At 59.6% G+C, this 17,573-nt stretch carries 19 protein-coding genes; 5 read left to right on the forward strand and 14 right to left on the reverse strand.

Annotated features, from left to right (window positions below):
- Nucleotides 1-54 precede the first annotated feature (54 nt).
- Nucleotides 55-372 carry a PA4642 family protein gene (locus SIC15_RS00255; protein ID WP_412536817.1) on the forward strand — a complete coding sequence of 106 codons (318 nt, stop codon included), beginning with the start codon at nucleotides 55-57 and terminating at the stop codon, nucleotides 370-372.
- 41 nt (nucleotides 373-413) lie between these two features.
- Here SIC15_RS00255 and SIC15_RS00260 read toward each other — a convergent pair whose 3' ends face one another.
- The 6 genes from SIC15_RS00260 to SIC15_RS00285 all read right to left on the reverse strand — a co-directional run bounded on the left by SIC15_RS00260 (nucleotide 414) and on the right by SIC15_RS00285 (nucleotide 5,559).
- Nucleotides 414-869 carry an Hsp20/alpha crystallin family protein gene (locus SIC15_RS00260; protein ID WP_069182452.1) on the reverse strand — a complete coding sequence of 152 codons (456 nt, stop codon included), beginning with the start codon at nucleotides 867-869 and terminating at the stop codon, nucleotides 414-416.
- Between the two features lie 190 nt (nucleotides 870-1,059).
- Nucleotides 1,060-2,628: a sulfatase gene (locus SIC15_RS00265; protein ID WP_412536818.1), complete on the reverse strand. Its 1,569-nt coding sequence runs from the start codon at nucleotides 2,626-2,628 to the stop codon at nucleotides 1,060-1,062.
- Nucleotides 2,607-3,641: a hypothetical protein gene (locus SIC15_RS00270; protein WP_412536819.1), complete on the reverse strand. Its 1,035-nt coding sequence runs from the start codon at nucleotides 3,639-3,641 to the stop codon at nucleotides 2,607-2,609. Before SIC15_RS00270 ends, SIC15_RS00265 begins: the two co-directional genes overlap by 22 nt.
- A 117-nt stretch (nucleotides 3,642-3,758) precedes the next feature.
- A complete protein-coding gene (gene mdoH / locus SIC15_RS00275; protein WP_412536820.1) occupies nucleotides 3,759-4,718 on the reverse strand; it encodes a glucans biosynthesis glucosyltransferase MdoH in 960 nt (319 codons plus the stop codon).
- On the reverse strand, nucleotides 4,711-4,956 hold the full coding sequence (locus tag SIC15_RS00280) for a hypothetical protein (RefSeq protein WP_305965400.1): 246 nt from the start codon (nucleotides 4,954-4,956) through the stop codon (nucleotides 4,711-4,713). Before SIC15_RS00280 ends, mdoH begins: the two co-directional genes overlap by 8 nt.
- A 66-nt stretch (nucleotides 4,957-5,022) precedes the next feature.
- The gene (locus SIC15_RS00285) at nucleotides 5,023-5,559 is read right to left on the reverse strand and encodes a gamma carbonic anhydrase family protein (RefSeq protein WP_209399356.1); all 537 of its coding nucleotides are present in this window, start codon (nucleotides 5,557-5,559) and stop codon (nucleotides 5,023-5,025) included.
- A 225-nt stretch (nucleotides 5,560-5,784) separates the two neighbouring features.
- On the opposite strand from SIC15_RS00285, the gene prlC reads away from it, so the two are divergent.
- From prlC to SIC15_RS00300, 3 genes are read left to right on the forward strand one after another with little or no spacing between them, the layout of a single operon-like run.
- The gene (gene prlC, locus SIC15_RS00290) at nucleotides 5,785-7,830 is read left to right on the forward strand and encodes an oligopeptidase A (RefSeq protein ID WP_412536821.1); all 2,046 of its coding nucleotides are present in this window, start codon (nucleotides 5,785-5,787) and stop codon (nucleotides 7,828-7,830) included.
- 56 nt (nucleotides 7,831-7,886) lie between these two features.
- Nucleotides 7,887-8,141 carry a YheV family putative zinc ribbon protein gene (locus tag SIC15_RS00295; protein WP_136630982.1) on the forward strand — a complete coding sequence of 85 codons (255 nt, stop codon included), beginning with the start codon at nucleotides 7,887-7,889 and terminating at the stop codon, nucleotides 8,139-8,141.
- A 40-nt stretch (nucleotides 8,142-8,181) separates the two neighbouring features.
- Nucleotides 8,182-8,373 carry a hypothetical protein gene (locus tag SIC15_RS00300; RefSeq protein ID WP_136630981.1) on the forward strand — a complete coding sequence of 64 codons (192 nt, stop codon included), beginning with the start codon at nucleotides 8,182-8,184 and terminating at the stop codon, nucleotides 8,371-8,373.
- 88 nt (nucleotides 8,374-8,461) lie between these two features.
- On the opposite strand, the gene SIC15_RS00305 is transcribed toward SIC15_RS00300, so the two are convergent.
- The gene (locus SIC15_RS00305; RefSeq protein WP_412536822.1) at nucleotides 8,462-9,784 is read right to left on the reverse strand and encodes a Na+/H+ antiporter family protein; all 1,323 of its coding nucleotides are present in this window, start codon (nucleotides 9,782-9,784) and stop codon (nucleotides 8,462-8,464) included.
- Nucleotides 9,785-9,900: 116 nt separating this feature from the next.
- Entirely contained in the window at nucleotides 9,901-10,131 is a 231-nt protein-coding gene (locus SIC15_RS00310; protein ID WP_069182458.1) for a DUF1653 domain-containing protein, read from the reverse strand.
- A gap of 158 nt (nucleotides 10,132-10,289) precedes the next feature.
- On the opposite strand from SIC15_RS00310, the gene SIC15_RS00315 reads away from it, so the two are divergent.
- Nucleotides 10,290-12,086 (forward strand): diguanylate cyclase, encoded by a 1,797-nt coding sequence (locus SIC15_RS00315; protein ID WP_412536823.1) that lies wholly within the window; start codon nucleotides 10,290-10,292, stop codon nucleotides 12,084-12,086.
- Nucleotides 12,087-12,100: 14 nt separating this feature from the next.
- Here the strand turns inward: SIC15_RS00315 and SIC15_RS00320 are convergent, their stop codons facing one another.
- From SIC15_RS00320 to SIC15_RS00345, 6 genes are read right to left on the reverse strand one after another with little or no spacing between them, the layout of a single operon-like run.
- Nucleotides 12,101-12,487, reverse strand: coding sequence for a DoxX family protein (locus SIC15_RS00320; RefSeq protein ID WP_136630979.1), 387 nt, complete (start codon nucleotides 12,485-12,487; stop codon nucleotides 12,101-12,103).
- 16 nt (nucleotides 12,488-12,503) lie between these two features.
- The gene (locus tag SIC15_RS00325) at nucleotides 12,504-12,953 is read right to left on the reverse strand and encodes a group I truncated hemoglobin (protein WP_136630978.1); all 450 of its coding nucleotides are present in this window, start codon (nucleotides 12,951-12,953) and stop codon (nucleotides 12,504-12,506) included.
- 2 nt (nucleotides 12,954-12,955) lie between these two features.
- Entirely contained in the window at nucleotides 12,956-13,831 is an 876-nt protein-coding gene (locus SIC15_RS00330; RefSeq protein WP_412536824.1) for a DUF3034 family protein, read from the reverse strand.
- Nucleotides 13,828-16,182 carry a putative bifunctional diguanylate cyclase/phosphodiesterase gene (locus tag SIC15_RS00335; RefSeq protein WP_291905017.1) on the reverse strand — a complete coding sequence of 785 codons (2,355 nt, stop codon included), beginning with the start codon at nucleotides 16,180-16,182 and terminating at the stop codon, nucleotides 13,828-13,830. The genes SIC15_RS00330 and SIC15_RS00335 overlap by 4 nt, the downstream gene beginning before the upstream one ends.
- The gene (locus tag SIC15_RS00340) at nucleotides 16,182-16,847 is read right to left on the reverse strand and encodes a methylamine utilization protein (RefSeq protein WP_291905018.1); all 666 of its coding nucleotides are present in this window, start codon (nucleotides 16,845-16,847) and stop codon (nucleotides 16,182-16,184) included. Before SIC15_RS00340 ends, SIC15_RS00335 begins: the two co-directional genes overlap by 1 nt.
- Before the next feature lie 16 nt (nucleotides 16,848-16,863).
- Entirely contained in the window at nucleotides 16,864-17,514 is a 651-nt protein-coding gene (locus tag SIC15_RS00345; protein ID WP_291905804.1) for a hypothetical protein, read from the reverse strand.
- Nucleotides 17,515-17,573: the final 59 nt, after the last annotated feature.

Genomic DNA, 17,573 nt, shown 5'->3' on the forward strand with positions numbered 1-17,573 from the left:
GCTTTATACTGTGCGACCGATAACTGACTGGCACAGCAAAGCGAGAGAGCAACCATGAGTGGACCGGACAAGCCGAAAGTGATTGGCGAAGAATGGAGCGACGAGCGGGTGAGGAGTTTTCTGGATATCCGCCCCTGGGATGCTGACGAGAATGCTGATTACCATGCCCTGTTGAAAGCCTACCAGGCCATGCGGGCGGAAGACTTTGAACGCTTTATCGGGTTTTTTGTTGCCGAAAATCGGGATCTGAACGCCCCTGGTCCGGACGGAGAGACCATTCTGGACCTGATCTCCCGGCATCGGCGCAGTGTGGATTACGCCAGTGCCCTTGAAAAGGCCGGCGCCAGAACAACGACCGCAGCCGGAAACTGAACCCGGTGCGGCCGTATGTCGCTGACTGAGATTTCCGGCGTTTACTGCACGTCGACCTCAATGGCCTTGGGCTCTTTGGGCTCGGCCTTCTGGAGCGTCAGGGTCAGCATACCGTCCTTGAAGTTCGCCTTCACGCTGTTTTCATCAACGTTCTCCGGCAGCGTGAAGCGACGCAGGAAGCTACCGTAGAAACGCTCAATCCGGTGATGCTTCTTGTCCTTGGTTTCATCTTCACTCTTGCGCTCACCCTGGATGCTCAGAACGCCCTCGTGCACTGTTACCTTCACGTCTTCCTTGGACATGCCCGGCAGCTCGGCCTCAATGGTGAAGGCTTCCGGAGTCTCCTTGATGTCCACGGCCGGAGCCCAGTCGCTGCGGCTGAACAGGTCCTTGCCTTCGCGCTCGCCGCCTGAGCGGGTCAGGCCGAACATGCGGTTATAGCGGTTCATCAGGTCTTCGAACTCATTGACCGGATTCCAGCGGGTAAGATTGCTCATAAGGCAGCCCTCCTTTTTTAAACGAAACGAATCTGAATAGTTGAGCATCAGCTTCGATCGCGGAACTGCTCCATGCCGGTGGCGCCAGCCGGATGGTTATCCGTGAACCTCTGCTATTTCCGAATGTAGGTGCATAGCGGATGTTTTCAAGGGTGAGGTTGATGGAATTTTGATCAGGGTCAAATCGGGTTCAGGGTTGACCGAAATGGCGGTGCAGAAAGGGTCGGAAACGGCTCATTGTGGCTCCGGGTGTTTCCGGATCGGGCCGGATACCGGGTCGAAATCCCGGCAATTCACCGGACAAAAACGGTTCCACCAGTTTCGGGTCTGCACTGACGACATGAACAATGACATCGCGGCTGGCGTCCTCACCCGTGATCAGGGGAGCTGGCTGATGGTCACCCAGGATGATCATCAGCGCGTTCTGGCTCAGATAGTGGGCGGCAAAGCCTCCGGCAACCTCCAGGGCATAGACAATGGCCTGTCCGTAATGCTTGCGGACCCGGTCCGGGTCGCGCCATAGCGAAACCGGTGCCTCGCCAGCGCCTTTCCAGCGCTGGAACACCTCTCCGTTGCCAATGCTTTGCCAGTCATCAAGCACCGGCAGGATTGGAACCCAGGGCGCGTGGCTGCTGATCAGGGCAAGTTCAGCGAACAAAGGACCCTTATGGCTGTCGCGAATTGCCTGGAACCGGTGCCAGGTATATTGATCGGGCATGGTGACCCAGTTGAACGGTGGCCCCTGGTAATCCAGGTCGTCGTGATCGTAGATCCGGTCATAGCGAAACAGTCGTCCCTCGGGCCAGGCCCGGGTGATCGCCGGCATCACGGCCAGGGTTGTGTGTCCGGTACTTCGGAAATCATCGATCAGGGTGGCGTAGCCGCTGCTGAGCAGGGTTTCGTAGGCGAGCTGGTTGTGAATCCACTGGCCACTGAGAACGGAAAGGTGGCCGAGCCAGGACTGGCCACCCTGGATTGGCGACTGCAGTCGGCCTGTGGCGACCGTGAGCCCGGCAGCGTCGAGCGACTGGCCCATCGCTTCGAGTCCCGGGCCGACCAGGGAGCGGTAGCGTTCGTCCGTAACAGTCGAGACGCCATAGGACTCAATGAACCCCAGAATCACATCCGTTTGCGCCAGCTTCGCCAGTGGTGAGGGTTGGCTCTGTCGACCGGGCCCGGCGTTCAGCTCTTTGGCAAAGTTCCGGGTGGTCTGGTGCGTATGAGTGATCAGGGAAGCCTGATTGGCAACGAAGGCCAGCGCCGGGCTGCCAATCCACGGGGTTACGGTCCCGGCCAGGAACAGACCGGATACCAGCCAGAGCGGTTTGCCAAGGCGAGCCGGAGAATGCTGGGCCAGCCCTTCCAGTCCGTACCGAAACAGGCGACCCACCCCGGTAAGTAAGACTGCCAGAATGATGAGGGCCAGCACCGCCAGACCGGCACCCAGGTTGGTATCCAGGAGGTTCCAGGCCGCGTCCAGCAGACCCAACTCCAGATAGAGGTTAAGACCTCGGCCCAGACTTTCCCGCACCAGGGCGTCTGCGAGCACCAGAAACACGAGCAGCCCATACAGGAACGCCAGGGCCTGGCCGACGCGATACTTTTGCTCTGGCTTCCTGAGTCCGCAAATGAGGGCCCAGACGATCAGGGCCTCCAGAGAAAACCAGGGCGTGTTGCCGGGCAAAGCCATGGAAGGCAACAGGAATAATCCGTTCAGAAGCAGCAGCCATACAAGTATCACGAAGCTGCCTCTGCCCATGTCAGGTCTGCTGGCTGGCGGGGCAAGGACACCGGTGCCGGAGGCCTTCGCTCAAGAGACTGGGCCATGCGGACCAGCACCTCCCGCCAGGGTGATTCGTGCAAGGCACGCCAGGCTCGGCAATGCAGCGCTTTCAGGGCTTCAGGATGGTTGCAGATCAGACTGAGTTCCCGGTGACTCAGGGCCTGTTTGCCTTCAATGGCGCAGCGATCAACCAGGCGCGCCAGCGCCCGTGCCTTTTTACCGGTGGCTGGCAGTGCGTCATAGTCTGAAATCCCGGTAAAGACAGGCGACACAACCACCTGTTCAAACCAGCTCAAACGACCCGGATCATGGCTAAGTGGGCCGGTGGTCTCGGCCAGCTCAATCACTCGGGTGGTTTGCTCATCCTCTGGCACTTGCAGCCACGTGCCCAAGCCTGGGGTTCGACCAAGCCAGCAGGCCAGGGCCGGTGCCAGCAACACCGGTGCCATGACCGGCAGGGCCCAGGGCGTCAGCGTTGGCGCATGCCAGTAAATGAGGGTCAGGCCTGCTGCCGCCGAGGCGAGGAGCAGGCCATAGTGCCGGAGACTGAGCCCCGGACTGAGTCCGCCGGACCTGTTTTGCCCCTGCCAGCCCACGTTGAGATTCAGTACAGCCTGAACCACATGGAGCGTGTGAACCAGCATCCTGATGGGCGCCAGTGCCAGGGCCGCGAGTGTTTCGAGGAAGGTATTGGCACAGAGCCTGAACAGACCACCGAATCTGACGGTTCTTCCAGCCAGCCACTGGTCCCCTACGGCCAGAAGTCGTGGCCCAAAGAGTAGCAGTGCGGTCACGGCGACCAGCAGTGCCCCTGCGCTTGAGTCCGCCTCCGTTGTGGCCATCACCCCCGGCAGTGCCGGCGTCGCTGACGGTCCGGCCAACGCCACAAATCCGGACAGGCCCAGGAAAACCAGCCAGAGTGGCGACGCCAGGTAAGAGAGAATGCCGGTTACTAGGGCCATCCGGTGGGCCAGCCGTAGTTTGCCCATGGTTGCCAGCAGCCAGAGGTGCTGGAGATTGCCACGACACCAGCGCCGGTCCCGGACCAGGTCGTCTTCCAGGGTTGGTGGTGATTCCTCAAAACTGCCGGCGATGGCAGGTTCCAGTCACACTTCGTAGCCTGCCCGGCCGAGGAGCGCAGCCTCGATAAAATCATGGCTGAGTACCGGCCCCCGGAACAGGCCCGGGCCCTGAAGCTTTCGCAGACCGCAGTGGGCCATGAACGGGGCTACCCTGATGATCGCATTGTGGCCCCAGTAGGTGGCCTCACCGAGTTGGATCGCGGCCAGCCCGGCGCTGTAGAGTCTGCCATAACATCGGTTGGCAAATTGTTGCAGACGGGCAAACCGGGTTTCTGCTCTGGCCAGGCGGGGTGCGGTCTGGATAATCCCGGCCTCAGGCCGGGCCTCCATCAGTTGAATAAGCCGGGTAATGCAATCGGCACTGAGCAGGCTGTCGGCGTCCAGAACCACCATGTAGCGGTAGCGGCGGCCCCATCGACGCAGGAAATCGGCAATATTGCCGCTCTTGTATTTCAGGTTGACGTTGCGACGCCGGTAGAACAAATGTTGATGGGGGCCAAGCTCCCGACGAATTTGCTCGCAGGTTGCCTGTTCCTCGAGCCAGATGTCCGGGTCCCGACTGTCCGATAGCACGTAGAAATCCACGGCGCGGGCTTGTCCCTTTTGCCCAAGGTCCTGGATGATCGCTTTCAAGCCACCGAGAGTATGTTGCACCGGTTCATGGCAGATGGGCATCACAACGGCGGTTGGGGCCGACAATAACTCCCTGCACCCTTCGGGCTCTACACGCCTGGAAAGGCTCCAGCCGTCCCCGCCGAAGCGCAGGGCGACGAACCCGAAAACCGCCGTCCAGAAACCCACCCCAATCCAGGCAAACAGAACCCCGAACACCGTCAGCAAGGCCGCGATTGATAAGGAACCGGCCTGCTCCGGCACAGTTTGGGAAAACAGCAACATGCCGAAAAGCGTCTGAGCGGCCACAAGGAAGGCAAGCAGCAAGCGCCGCCGCAGGGCAACGGGGCGCCAGGAATCGGAACTACTCACGGGGGTACCCGATACTGGCCCGGGTAATGGGTGGGAGATGATGACCCTGTCTACGCCCGGGCAAGGCGAACCACTGAGGCATCAGCTCCAGCATTTGCTTGGTACTCAGAGCCCGGCGTCCAGCCCCTCGAGCCTGCAGCATGCTCTGCAACCGTGCCCGGGTTTCCGGACCGGTATCGTGGCCTGCCGCGCGCAGGTACAGCAAAGCTCTATCAAAGGGTTCGTCCGACGTGTCCACAAGGGTCTCCGGGATGCGGGAATACCCCGAAACATACGGCTACAGCCCTGAGTTCAGACCACTGGCTTACTGATCGTTAAGGTATTCATCCTTCAGGCGGACGTAGTTGGCGGCGGTGTATTTGAAGAACCCCCGCTCCTTCTCGGTCAGTGCGCGGGCTTTCTTGCAGGGTGATCCCACATAAAGGTGCCCGGATTCCAGGGTCTTGCCCGGCGGCACCAGACAGCCCGCTGCAACAATCACCTCGTCCTCCACCACGGCACCATCCATAATGATGCAGCCCATGCCGACCAGAACACGACTGCCAATGGTGCAGCCATGCAGCAGCGCCTTGTGACCCACCGTCACATCGTCGCCCAGGGTGAGCGGATAACCACCGGGATTGTAGTCACTGGCGTGGGTAATATGCAGAACCGACCCATCCTGGATGCTGCACCGGTGCCCTATGCGGATCTTGTGCATGTCGCCACGCACCACGGTCATCGGCCAGATGGAAACATCATCGCCGGTTTCCACATCGCCAATCACCACGGCACTTGGATCTACCCATGCCCGTTCCCCAAAATGTGGCGTGATACCCTTGTGTGAACGTATATTCGTCATTACATATTACCTGCAAGATTGTTTTTACAAGCGTTAACCCGGAGGCCCGGGGCACTTGTGGGAGAGGTTCTTCCAAAACTGTCTGTCGCCATGGATGGCGACAGTCAAGCGCCACATGGATGTGCCGCCAGGAGCGAGTTTTGGAAGAATCTCTCCCACAAGTGCCTGCCCCGCAGATTTGATAAACCAAACTACCCAAGTTTCGACTAGCTGAGAAGGGGACCTATGAATAACCCGTTACTGACTGACGACCTGTTGCCGAAGTTCGACCATGTTCGCACCGAGCACATGGAAACGGCAATCGACCAGATTCTCAGTGAAAACCGGATGAAAATCAGCCAGCTTGCCGAGCAGGACGATCCCACCTGGGAGACCCTGGCACAGCCCATGCAGGCGCTGGACGACAAACTGAGCAATGCCTGGTCGGTGATTTCCCACCTGAACGGTGTGATGAACAACGACGAGCTGCGCAAGGTATACAAGAACTGCCTCGAAAAGCTTACCGAGTACAGCACCGAGGTGAGTCAGAACGCGGCACTCTGCAACGCCTGGAAGAGGCTTGCCGAACGGGACGATTTCAAGGATTTGAACGAAGCCCAGCGTAAGGCCGTTGAAAACACCCTGCGGGATTTCCACCTCGGCGGTGTCGACCTTCCGGAAGACAAGAAAAAGCAATACGCCGACTTGTCCCGGGAGCTGTCCGAGCTGTCCAACAAGTTCAGCGACAACGTGCTGGACGCCACCCAGCACTGGTACAAGCAGATCACTGACGTGGATGAACTGGCTGGCGTTCCCGAGACTGCCATTGAAAGCGCCAGGCAGACCGCCCGCCAGAAAGAGCTGGATGGCTATGTGATCACACTGGATTTCCCCAGCTTTTACCCCGTGATGACCTATTGCGACAACCGGGAGCTGCGTCGGGAAGTCTACGAGGCCTTTGTAACCCGTGCCTCTGACCAGGGCCCGGATGCCGGCCAGTGGGACAACACCCCGGTAATGGCGGAAATCCTCAAGCGCCGCCACGCCCAGGCCAAATTGCTCGGCTTCGACAACTACGCCGAGCGCTCCCTGGCCACCAAGATGGCCCGCAGCAGCGACGAAGTGCTGGGCTTCCTGAACCAGCTGGCGGCCAAGTCCAAGCCCCAAGCCGAGAAAGAGTTTGCCGAGCTCAAAGCGTTTGCCAAGGACGAGTACGGCGTGGAAGACCTGCAGGCGTGGGACATCGGCTACTACAGCGAAAAGCTCCGCCAGAAGCGCTATGACATCTCCCCGGAAACCCTGCGCCCCTGGTTCCCGGTGAACAAAGTGGTGCCCGGCCTATTCCGGGTGGCAGAGAAGCTCTTCGACGTACAGATCGAAGCGAAACCGGAAGTAGAAACCTGGCACGAGGACGCGACTGCCTACTGCATCAGCCGCAACGGCGAGCCACTGGCCTGGTTCTATCTCGACCTCTATGCCCGCCAGGGCAAGCGTGGCGGAGCCTGGATGGCCGATTGCCGGGTGCGCTGGCGCAACCTTCGTGGCCAGCTCCAGCTGCCGGTAGCCTTCCTGACCTGTAACTTCACCCCGCCGGTGAATGGAAAGCCGTCGCTGCTGACCCACGACGAGGTTACCACCCTGTTCCACGAATTCGGCCATGGCCTGCACCACATGCTGACCCAGGTGGATGTGCTGGATGTCTCCGGCATCAACGGCGTGGCCTGGGACGCTGTCGAATTGCCCAGCCAGTTCCTGGAAAACTGGTGCTGGAACCCGGAATCCCTGGCCCTGATCGCCTCGCACCACGAAACCGGCGAGCCGCTGCCGGAGGATCTGCTGCAGAAACTGCTGGCGGCCAAGAACTTCCAGTCAGGCATGGCCATGGTGCGCCAGCTTGAATTCTCCCTGTTTGATTTCCGCCTGCACGCGGAATTCACCGAAGAGGCGCCCACCAATCCGCTGGATATGCACCGAAAGGTACGCAGCGAGATCGCCGTGGTGGAAGCACCGGAATTCAATCGCTTCCCGAACGCCTTCTCCCATATTTTTGCCGGTGGCTATGCCGCAGGCTACTACAGCTACAAGTGGGCAGAAGTTCTGGCGGCGGACGCCTTCTCCCTGTTCGAGGAGAAAGGCATCTTCGACCCTGAAACCGGCAAGGCCTTCCTTCACAATATCCTGGAGAAAGGCGGCTCACAGGAGCCCATGGAACTGTTCAAGGCCTTCCGGGGTCGAGAACCGCAGGTGGATGCGCTGCTGAAACAAACCGGCATCACGGACGAAGCTGCCTGACCCAATCTGAGCCGGCAGTCGTAATGGCTGCCGGATGTTTTATCGGGAGTTCTACTATGGCGAGTCCAAAACGCTTTATCGCCGGCGCCGTCTGTCCCCGCTGCGCGGAGATGGACAAGATCATGATGTACACCACCGACGACGATGAGCAGATTCGCGAATGCGTCGCCTGTGGCTTCACCGATGCTATGTCGGACTCCGAGCAACCGGCCAATCCGGAACTCGAAACGCGGGTGAACAAGCGCAAGAACGAGGACGATCACACGGTCAAGCAGGTCGTGTTCTTCAAGTCTTCGGCCGACGACGAGTAAGCTGTTCTTCCTAGCCTGCAGGTTTGCGGGCGGAGAGGCCATGGGAATGCTTTTCTTCTGGGGAAAAGCAACTCGCTTCGCTCAGACATCTTTTCCCCGCCAGAAAAGCACACCCACACCCTCTCTACCTGACTCAAGAGATATTTCTTTAGGACAAGGTCTTTTCAGCGATATCCGTGAGTTCTTATGTGAGGGGGCCGGATTATTTTTCCCGCCGGAAATTGATGTCTGAGCGCAGCGAGTTGCCATTTCCAAGGGAAAAATAATCCGGCCCCCTCGCAACTCCCCTCAAACTGAAGGCTACAAAGCCACCTCCGAACTCAAAGAACCATAGCCGCCAACCACCCAAAGCCAAGCAATGGCAGGTTGTAGTGCAGGAACGTCGGCACCACGGTATCCCAGATGTGGTTGTGCTGGCCGTCGGCGTTCAGGCCGGCGGTGGGGCCGAGGGTGGAGTCGGAGGCCGGGGAGCCGGCATCTCCCAGGGCGCCGGCGGTGCCGACCAGCGCCACGATGGCCAGGGGGCTGAAGCCGAGTTGCAGGGCCAGGGGCACGTATAAGGCCGCGATGATGGGGATGGTGGAGAAGGACGAGCCGATACCCATGGTAATCAGCAGACCTACCACCAGCATCAGCAGTGCGGCCATGGCCTTGTTCTCGCCGATCACGCCCACGGAGCTGTCCACCAGGCTGGCGATTTCTCCGGTTTCCCGCATCACTTCGGCAAAGCCGGAGGCGGCGATCATGATGAAGCCGATCATGGCCAGCATCTTCATACCTTCGGTGAACAGGTCATCGGCTTCTTTCCAGCGCACCACACCGGACAGGTTGAAGAGCACGAAACCGGCCAGGGCGCCCAGGATCATGGAGCCCAGCCAGAGCTGCACCACGAAAGCGGTAACGATTGCCAACAGGGCCATAACCAGGGTGCGCGGGCTATAGCTGGTGTCTACCCGCTCGGCCTTGGTGATGGTTTCCAGGTTGTATGTGCGACCACTGCGGTAGCTGAAAAAGACCGCGATCAGCAAGCCGCACAACATGCCCAGTGCCGGCAGCGCCATGGCTTTCATGACGCTCAGGCCGGAGGCGTCGACGCCGTTGGCGTTGATCTTGGCGATCAGGATTTCATTCAGGTAGATACCACCGAAGCCCACGGGCAGGAACATGTAGGGGGTGATCAGGCCGAAGGCCAGCACGCAGGCGACCAGGCGGCGGTCCATGTTCAGTTTGGCCATCACGTACAGCAGTGGCGGAACCACCAGCGGGATGAAGGCGATGTGAATCGGCAGGATGTTCTGGGACGAGATGGCAATGGCCAGCAGCAGGCCGATGATCAGAAAGCGCATGCCATTCACGGCGGCGCCTTCTTCCTGGCGACCAACCAGGGCCAGGGCCTTGTCGGCCAGGGCGTGGGCCAGGCCGGATTTGCCGATGGCAACGGCAAAGGCACCGAGAGTCGCGTAGGACAGAGCCACGGTGGCACCGCCGCCCAGGCCATTATTGAAGGCTTCGATGGTGGCTTCCAGGGACATTCCGGCAATCAGGCCGCCGGATACGGCGCCGATGATCAGGGCAACAACAACGTGAATGCGGCACAAACTCAGGACGAGCATGATGGCAACCGCAGCTACAACGGCATTCATGGCAAAACTCCGGGTAGGAATTAATGGTTTTCCCGGCCCCTTGTGGGGGCCGGCATCATGAAAAGCGCGGTAATGTGCAGGAAATGATCGCGGTAGTCAAAGCGGTTGTGTAACCGTCAGGCTTCGTCGAGGCGGGCAAAGCGGGGTACCTGCTCGCCGGCTACTTCCACGGTTTCGCGGAACATGGTCAGCGGGCGCACCCAGAGGCTGTAGTCACCGTACAGGCAGCGATACACCACCATCTGCTCTTCGGTTTCACTGTGCCGGGCAACGCCAAGGACTTCATAATCCTTGCCCTTGTAGTGTCGGTATTTCCCCGGACGTATTTCGTTCTTGCGCTCGGTCATTATTGGCCTCAATGGATTCGGGCTATGCTGGCCCTGTCGTTACGGAGGACGTAGCATTCGCAACCGTCTAAACTGGAAAAAATTGCAGGGATGCGTACGACTCAGTCAGGGCCTGAAAGTGTAGATCACCAGGACGGGCCCGGAAACCGGAAACAGCTATGGTGCGGCAGTTATACTGCGTCCTTCTGATTATTTTCGCGCTGGCATGTCTGGCCAGCGTGCCTGTTCAGGCCGCTCCCGTTGCATTCGACTGGCTGGAAGCGCCCGCTGATGAATTGGCACTGGAAGACGTTCGCGCCCTGCCGCCCGGCGAATGGCAGAGATCCGGTTCCAGCGAGGTGTTCAATCGTGGTTTCAGTGATGGCAGTTTCTGGCTGAGAGTCGAGATTCCTCCCGAGCCGGCAAACCGGGTAATGGAGATCGGCTACCCGTTGCTGGATGAAGTGTCAGTGCACTGGGTGCTCAATGGCGAGCTGATCCAGACCCACCACACCGGCGACACCTTGCCGTTCGGCAGCCGCCCGATCCACCATCGCAACTTTGTCTTCCTGGTACCGTCAAACACTGAGCCGGTCACGGCTTTTGTTCGGGTAAAGACGCTTGGGTCTGTCCAGATTCCGCTTGAGGTTACGCCCTCGGCCGAATTCCTCGCCAATGAGCAGTTTTCCTACGGCTGGCAGACGGTGTTCCTGGGCATTATCATTGCGATGGCGCTCTATAACCTCTTTCTGTTCGTCATCGTACGCCACTCCACCTACCTCTGGTATGTGCTGACCGTTGTATTCACGGGGCTGGTTCAGCTCAACTTCAATGGTCTCCTGTTCCAGTGGCTCTGGCCTAATGCCCCGGGTATCAATCAGTATTTCACCATTCCGGTTATCTGTGCTGCCCTCTTCGCCGCCATTATTTTCGCCATACGCTTCCTGAACATTCGGCATTACAGCCTGAAAAGCTACCGGTTCCTGCAATGGGTTCTGACAGCGATTTTTGCCTGCTTGGTTTTCGGCCTTTTCGGCAGTTATCAGACTGGTATCGTACTGGTTAGCGGTCTTGCGGCTGTGGTCACGCCAGCGGCCTGGCTTATCGGTTTTCTTGTCTGGCGCAAGGGCCAGGTTCTTGGCGGCTTTTATGTGCTGGCCTGGACGCCGTTGTTGATTGGCCACCTGATTCTGGCAGTCAGCAAGCTCGGTATGATGCCGCGCAGTTTCCTTACCGAGTTCATGCCGCAAATCGGCGTGGCGCTGGAGGTGGTCCTGCTGTCCTTTGCCCTTGCTTACCGCATCAATCTGGAGCGTCGCAAACGCCACGAAGCTCAGGAACAGGCGCTGGCAATCCAGCAACAGGCAAACCTGACTCTTGAACTGCGGGTTCAGCAGCGTACCGACGAACTGGAACGGGCCAACGAGCAGCTCAAAGCAATCAGCCTCACCGATGGGCTGACCCATGTGGCCAACCGGCGACGGTTTGATGAAAAACTGCAGGATGAGTGGAAGCGGGCCCAGCGGCACGGTCATCCGTTGAGCCTGCTCCTGCTGGACATTGATCACTTCAAGCGGGTAAACGATGAGCTGGGCCACCTGGTCGGCGACGATTGCCTGACGGAGGTGGCCGCCCTGTGTGCCGCCGAGGTCCAGCGATCCGGGGATCTGCTGGCCCGCTACGGCGGTGAGGAATTCAGCATTCTGCTACCGGCCACCCCGGAAGAGGGAGCGGTTCGGGTTGCCGAGCGAGTGCGTCAGGCGGTGGCCCGTTTGCCAGTGCACTCACGCGAACGGGTAGCTCCGGTCAACCTTACCATCAGCGTGGGCGTTGCCTGCCTGGTACCAGATCCGGACACGGAGCCCCAGGAGCTGATCCGTCAGGCCGATGAGGCGCTGTACGCAGCCAAGGAGTCCGGCCGTAACCGGGTCATGGTAGCCCGGGACTTCAGGGCCGCGACTGTGCCCGGCACCTGACGTCCCTAGGATACTCAGTTCTTCAGCTTGTACCGCCCCGGCCCAAGGAAGATCACTGCCACCGCCGTGAACAGGAAGAAACCCTGTAGTTCCAGCGCCCATCCGCCGCTGCGCCCAAGGCTTAGGAGTTCGTTGCCATGGACCAGGATGATGGCAAACAGCATGTTGAAAATAATCAGCAACGCACCGATCCGGGTCTGATAGCCAAGAATGACCATCAGGGGCGCAATGATTTCGCCCACGTACACACCGTAGGCCAGGAAGGTCGGCAGGCCATGGCTGGCCAGTTCGCCCTCAATGAAGCCGACGCCGTTCAGCAGCTTCGCTATGCCATGGAACAGCATCAGCCCGCCCAGTGTCAGGCGGATAATCAGTTTTCCCAGATCAGCGTTTTCGAGCAAGGTAGGGTTCTCCGTTCTATAGATTGCGAATGTCAGGGTACAGCGGCAGCAGCCGTTTGATCAGCCGGTTCTGGGCGCCGGTGGGTATGTCGTTCTGTTCCATGGCCAGTATCAGGTTTTCCGCCAGGGCATTGAACTGGGTGTCGGTGATGGCCATGTCGGAATGCAGCTCCCGCATCTCCCGACCGGTATAGCTGCAGGGCCCGCCACTGAGCTCGCACAGCTGATCCGTCAGGTTGTGGTGGAACTGGGCGACATCCATGCCCTTGAACTGCTGGTTGATGCGGTCGTCCTCGACGATCAGGTACAGCAGGTCTTCCACCACGTCGGCAATGCCTTCTCGTTCACCGAGTTGCTGATACAGGGAGGCATCAGCTTGGCCGCTCATACTCTGGCAGCCAACCAGAACCATTGCTATCCCCAGCAACAGGGGGGCAATCAAGCGCTTGGGGTTCAGGTTTTTCATGATCAAAAGCTCCCCTGCAGCGAGAGATACAGACCTTGCTGGTCCTCCAGTGTGGCGACGTCACCAAGGTTGACCAGGGCCCCGGTGACCGCCAGGCGCCGGTCCGGCACCCAGGCCACGAACAGGTCCCACCAGTCATCCTCGGTGGCAAAGCCCAGATTGTCCGGCTTTTGCCGGTACTCCGCACCCACCAGCCACTGACGGTTCAGGAACAGTCCTACGCTGCCCTCCATCATCAGTTCGTGGCTGTTATTCCGGTCACCGCCAAAACCCAGAAGGCCGCCCTGGTTGGCCCTGGTTGCCCGGGCGGTCAGATTAACCAACAGGTTCCTCTCCATCACCGCCGCGAAGAACAGCTTGCTGCCGCTGACAAACACATCGGTGCCACTGTCATCCCGGGCGCCGATGGCCGAAGGAACGGTGAAATCCCGTTGGCGTTTATACTGAATGCCGGCAGACCATTGGCCCCAGGGAGTGTAAAGGACATCACCGGCGAGCCGAACCTTGGCACCGAAAATGTCCTGATTCAGTTCGTCCTGTTCAAGTCCGAAGCCGTCTTTGAGGGTAAACACCAGGCTGTCCAGATCCAGGGTCTGCCGTGCCACGGTGATTTCCAGACGGTTGTTCCAGTTCAGTCCCGCGCCGGTGACCGAGAGCGAGTAATCGTCCACTTCGGCCCGGCTGAGCGCCAGCGTGCCGCCCCACTCTTCATCGCTGGCGTAACTTCCCAGAAGGGCCCAGGGGACCAGGCCACCACCGGCAGTGCCTTCAATGGTAGTGACACCTCCGGTCGCCCAGATCCGGCTGCCGATGTCGGCCACGGCGGTCTGGGCTACCAGAAGCGCCAGGGTCACAGTTATGAAGGGTCTGGCTGTCATTCTGAATACTCCGGGTTGCGGTGGGTCAGTTCCCGTTCTCGGGCGGCCAGGGAGCGGGCAGTCTCTGGCAAATCCTCGGGGGCTACCGGCCGGCTCAGGTAGAAGCCCTGGCCCAGATTGCAGCCCCAGTGTTGCAATAGCCGCCAGGCCTCCAGATTCTCGATGCCCTCGGCGACGACCTTTAGCCCAAGGCCGTGGGCCATATCGATGGTGGAGCGCACGATGAGTTGGTCCTGGGGCTCGGAATCGAGTTTCAAGACGAAGGACTTGTCGATTTTCAGCTCCTGTACAGGCAGTTTGCGCAGTTGGGACAGCGAGGAATAGCCGGTGCCGAAGTCATCTACCGACAAGGTCACGCCCAGCTCACGGAGCCGGTTCAGGGTCGCCATGGCCTCTTCCGGATCTTCCATCAGGGCGCTCTCGGTGACTTCCAGGGTGATCCGCGCCAGATCGTGGTGCCAGTCCTTGAAGGTATCGCGGATGTATTGGATCAGGGCAGGCCAGGTCAGGTCCATGGCGGACAGGTTGATGGCCACACCCGCGTCAACACCCTGGTTATGCCATTGCCGCGCATCGCTGGCCACCCGTTGAAGGATATGGGCTGTCAGATCATGAATCTGCCCGGATTGCTCGGCGAGGAAGATGAACTCCTCCGGGGATATGAATCCGAGCTCCGGGTGAATCCACCGCACCAGGGCCTCTACCTGAACCAGCTCGCCGGTCTGGCTGTCGAGTTTCGGCTGATAGTTCATATGCAACCCGTTATTCAGGATTGCCGCGTGCAGATCGGTGATCAGCTTCAGTTCCCGGAGATGGCTTTCATCCTGGCCGGGCTTGTAGCGGGTGAAGGCATCGGGGTGGGCCTCGGCCTGCTCGAAGGTAAGATTGAGCCTGCGACGCAGGGCATCGGTATCCGAGGCATCTTCCGGCAGTTCCATGGTGACTATGGTGACCCTGAGGGAGAAGGGGGTCTGGTCCACCTGCAGAGGGGATTCAACCAGCTCGTGCAGTTGTCGGATTCGGTGACTGCTTTGCTCCTGGGGCAGTTGGGGAATTAGGGCCAGGAACTCACCGCCCCCGGTACGGGCGACGATACGCGCGTCTGGAAGCTCTTCCTGCAGGCGCCTGGCGATGCCAATAAGGACTTTGTCGCCGAATTCGAGGCCCAGGGTATCGTTTATGTCGGAGAGGTCGTTCAGCCGTATACCTACCAGCGTGCCCCGTTCACCCTGCTCAAAAAGCCTGGCGGCGTCTTGCATCAGGGCGTTTCGGTTTTTAAGCCCGGTGACATCATCATGGGTCGCCGCATACCGGATCTGGGCTTCCCGTTCCCGAAGACCGGACAGCATGTCCCTCAGGGCGTTCCGGAGCTGGGTCAGTTCGCCGCCGGCCCGGATGGCTGGTGCCTGGGGCGTATTGCCCTCACCGATGGCCCGCGCGTAGCTTGCCAGTTGCAACACCGGACGACCCAGATTCCGGGCAATAACCAGGGCAAGCAGGATGGCAAAAACAAGGATGGCGCTCACCAACAGGGCGATTTCCACGGCCCGCCGGTAATAATTCTGGAGCGTTGCATCGCGACTGATCAGCAGCACGGCCTGGATGGCTGCAGGTTCCGAGTCGCCAAGGTTGATGATGCGGGTGAAATAGCCAGCACTTTCGATGAACCTGGCGTTGCCAGGTGCCCCTTTGAGCTCTTGTTCTAGATTGTCGTCGATGCGGGTGGTCGCGGCAAAGCTGCTCAGGCCCTCTGTTTGATCGGATCGCGCCCGGAAAATCACCGAGGTCCCACTGAGACGGGCGATCACTTCCGCGAGGGATTGGTCCAGGGCAAAACCGGTGACCAGCCAGGCCCGAAGGCCTGGTGCCTCAATCGGGGTTATAAGAACCTCAAAGCCCATGCCGTCGATAGCGCGCAATGACCGGGTAAACCCGTTGCGCCGAGTATTGGCTAGCTGTTCGGATGTGATTTCAGGGAACGGGCGCTGTAAGGTCGAGGCCAGGGGCTGCCCCTGACTGTCCAGCAGGAGCGCGAAGTCGGCACCTACCCTTCGGCTGTGGTTCTCAAGAGCGCTGTCGATGGTGGCCGGGTCGCGGCTGGCAATGGCGGAGCGAAAGCCGAAATCCTGAACCACGACGCTGAGCCGGGACAGTTCCAGTTCGGTGCGCCGGTCAATGACTTCGTTGGTCAGCCGCTCACCGATGGCCAGTTGCTCCAGGGCCCGGCTTTTTTCATCCTCGAACAGGTACACCATCAGCAGGGCCACGATCACCAGACTGACCAGGGCCACCAGTGAAATCATGGCGGCAATCAGTCGGCCGCGGAATCCGAGACGAGACGCCAAACCCATCAAAGCTCCCGAAAGCGCTGCTGGAGTCGGTCCAGCGAACCTTCTGCGGCAGGCTCAGGTTCGAGGTTGAGCGTTACGATTGCTGACTCATCGCCAGCCTCGATTTCACGGGTGACCGGGCGGGTGTTGTCCGGCAGTCGTGGGTGCCAGATCTCCAGTGTCACCTTCTCAGGGCTGCCTTCGGTACCCTGCGACTCGATGGACAGGGTGACCTGGCCGGAGGCATCCGTCTGGCCGGTCGCGGCGGTATCAGTAACCACCACAAACCCTTGCATGTGATCGTGAATGTTGCAGCCCAGCTCAACGATGCCTGGTTTATCGAACACGATCGGAGCCGCCGGGCGGTCGGCGTAGAGTTCAATGTTGAAGGTTTTTGCCGGCGAGAAGGAGTAAACGTGGTGCTGGGTATTGTCGCGATTCGGGAAATCCACGCTGGAGCCAACGGGAACCACCAGCACATGAGGATGGAAGGCACGATCCTTCTGATAGATTTCGGCAGAAACCGGGGTGCCCTGACGGCCGCTGTCCACGGAAACCACGGCATTGGCCACGGGCTCGGTGCTGCCATCCAGGGTAACGGTTACAGACAACTCGTAGGCGTTGGCTGTCACTGCCATGGCAGACATCAAAAGGCCCGCCAGTACTGCAATCGCTGATACTCTCATTAATCCTCTGAACCTGTCAGGCCAGACCGGAACCGAGGGAAAATCGAATGTGGTTCCTTACCAGCAGATTTTCCCAGTAATGCCGCATCCAGTCCCAGGCGGCGTTGTTCACCTGCTCGACAAACGGGTCGAGGTTCAGTTCGTAATAGTCCGGCGTGCCTGCTATCTGCAACACGGTTACGGTGATGGAGTCGTCCAACTCATTGGCAAAGGGCTCGCCGATCAGCTGATGAGCCAGAAGGTTAGCACGAGTGGCTTCTATATCCACGATTTCACTGGCCCGGGTACACCGGTTATTTTCGTACATTTCTTCCATCAGCCTGTGGCACAGGTAGGCGCGAATCAGCAGGCCATCAAGGCCGTCATAGCGCACCAGAAGCGCCGACGGCTGGGTGAAATAGCGGATGGCGGCGTTCACGAATGGCTCAAACAGATCGGCTTTCCCCGCCTCACGGGCGCAGGCTTCGACGCACTCAATCAGCCTCGGCGCCATTTCAATGTATTCGACCACAAACTGGAACAGGCAGGTGGCAGGCTGGTAACCCTCGATGGTAACGGCAGACGGCAACACAGCAACCTTTTCATGAAGCTGCCGGAGGAAGGTTCCGGAGCGGGCTTCCTTGCGTCGCGCCTGGTCAATAATCTCTAGGACTACCTGTGGTGTCATTTCAGGAGAAGCCGATGTCTGAACGAATTGAGGTCGCAAGGCGCCTCCCGTTGTTAGCA

Origin of the sequence: Marinobacter sp. MIT932201 (assembly GCF_047123295.1) — a bacterium.
Classification (GTDB): Bacteria; Pseudomonadota; Gammaproteobacteria; order Pseudomonadales; family Oleiphilaceae; genus Marinobacter; species Marinobacter salsuginis.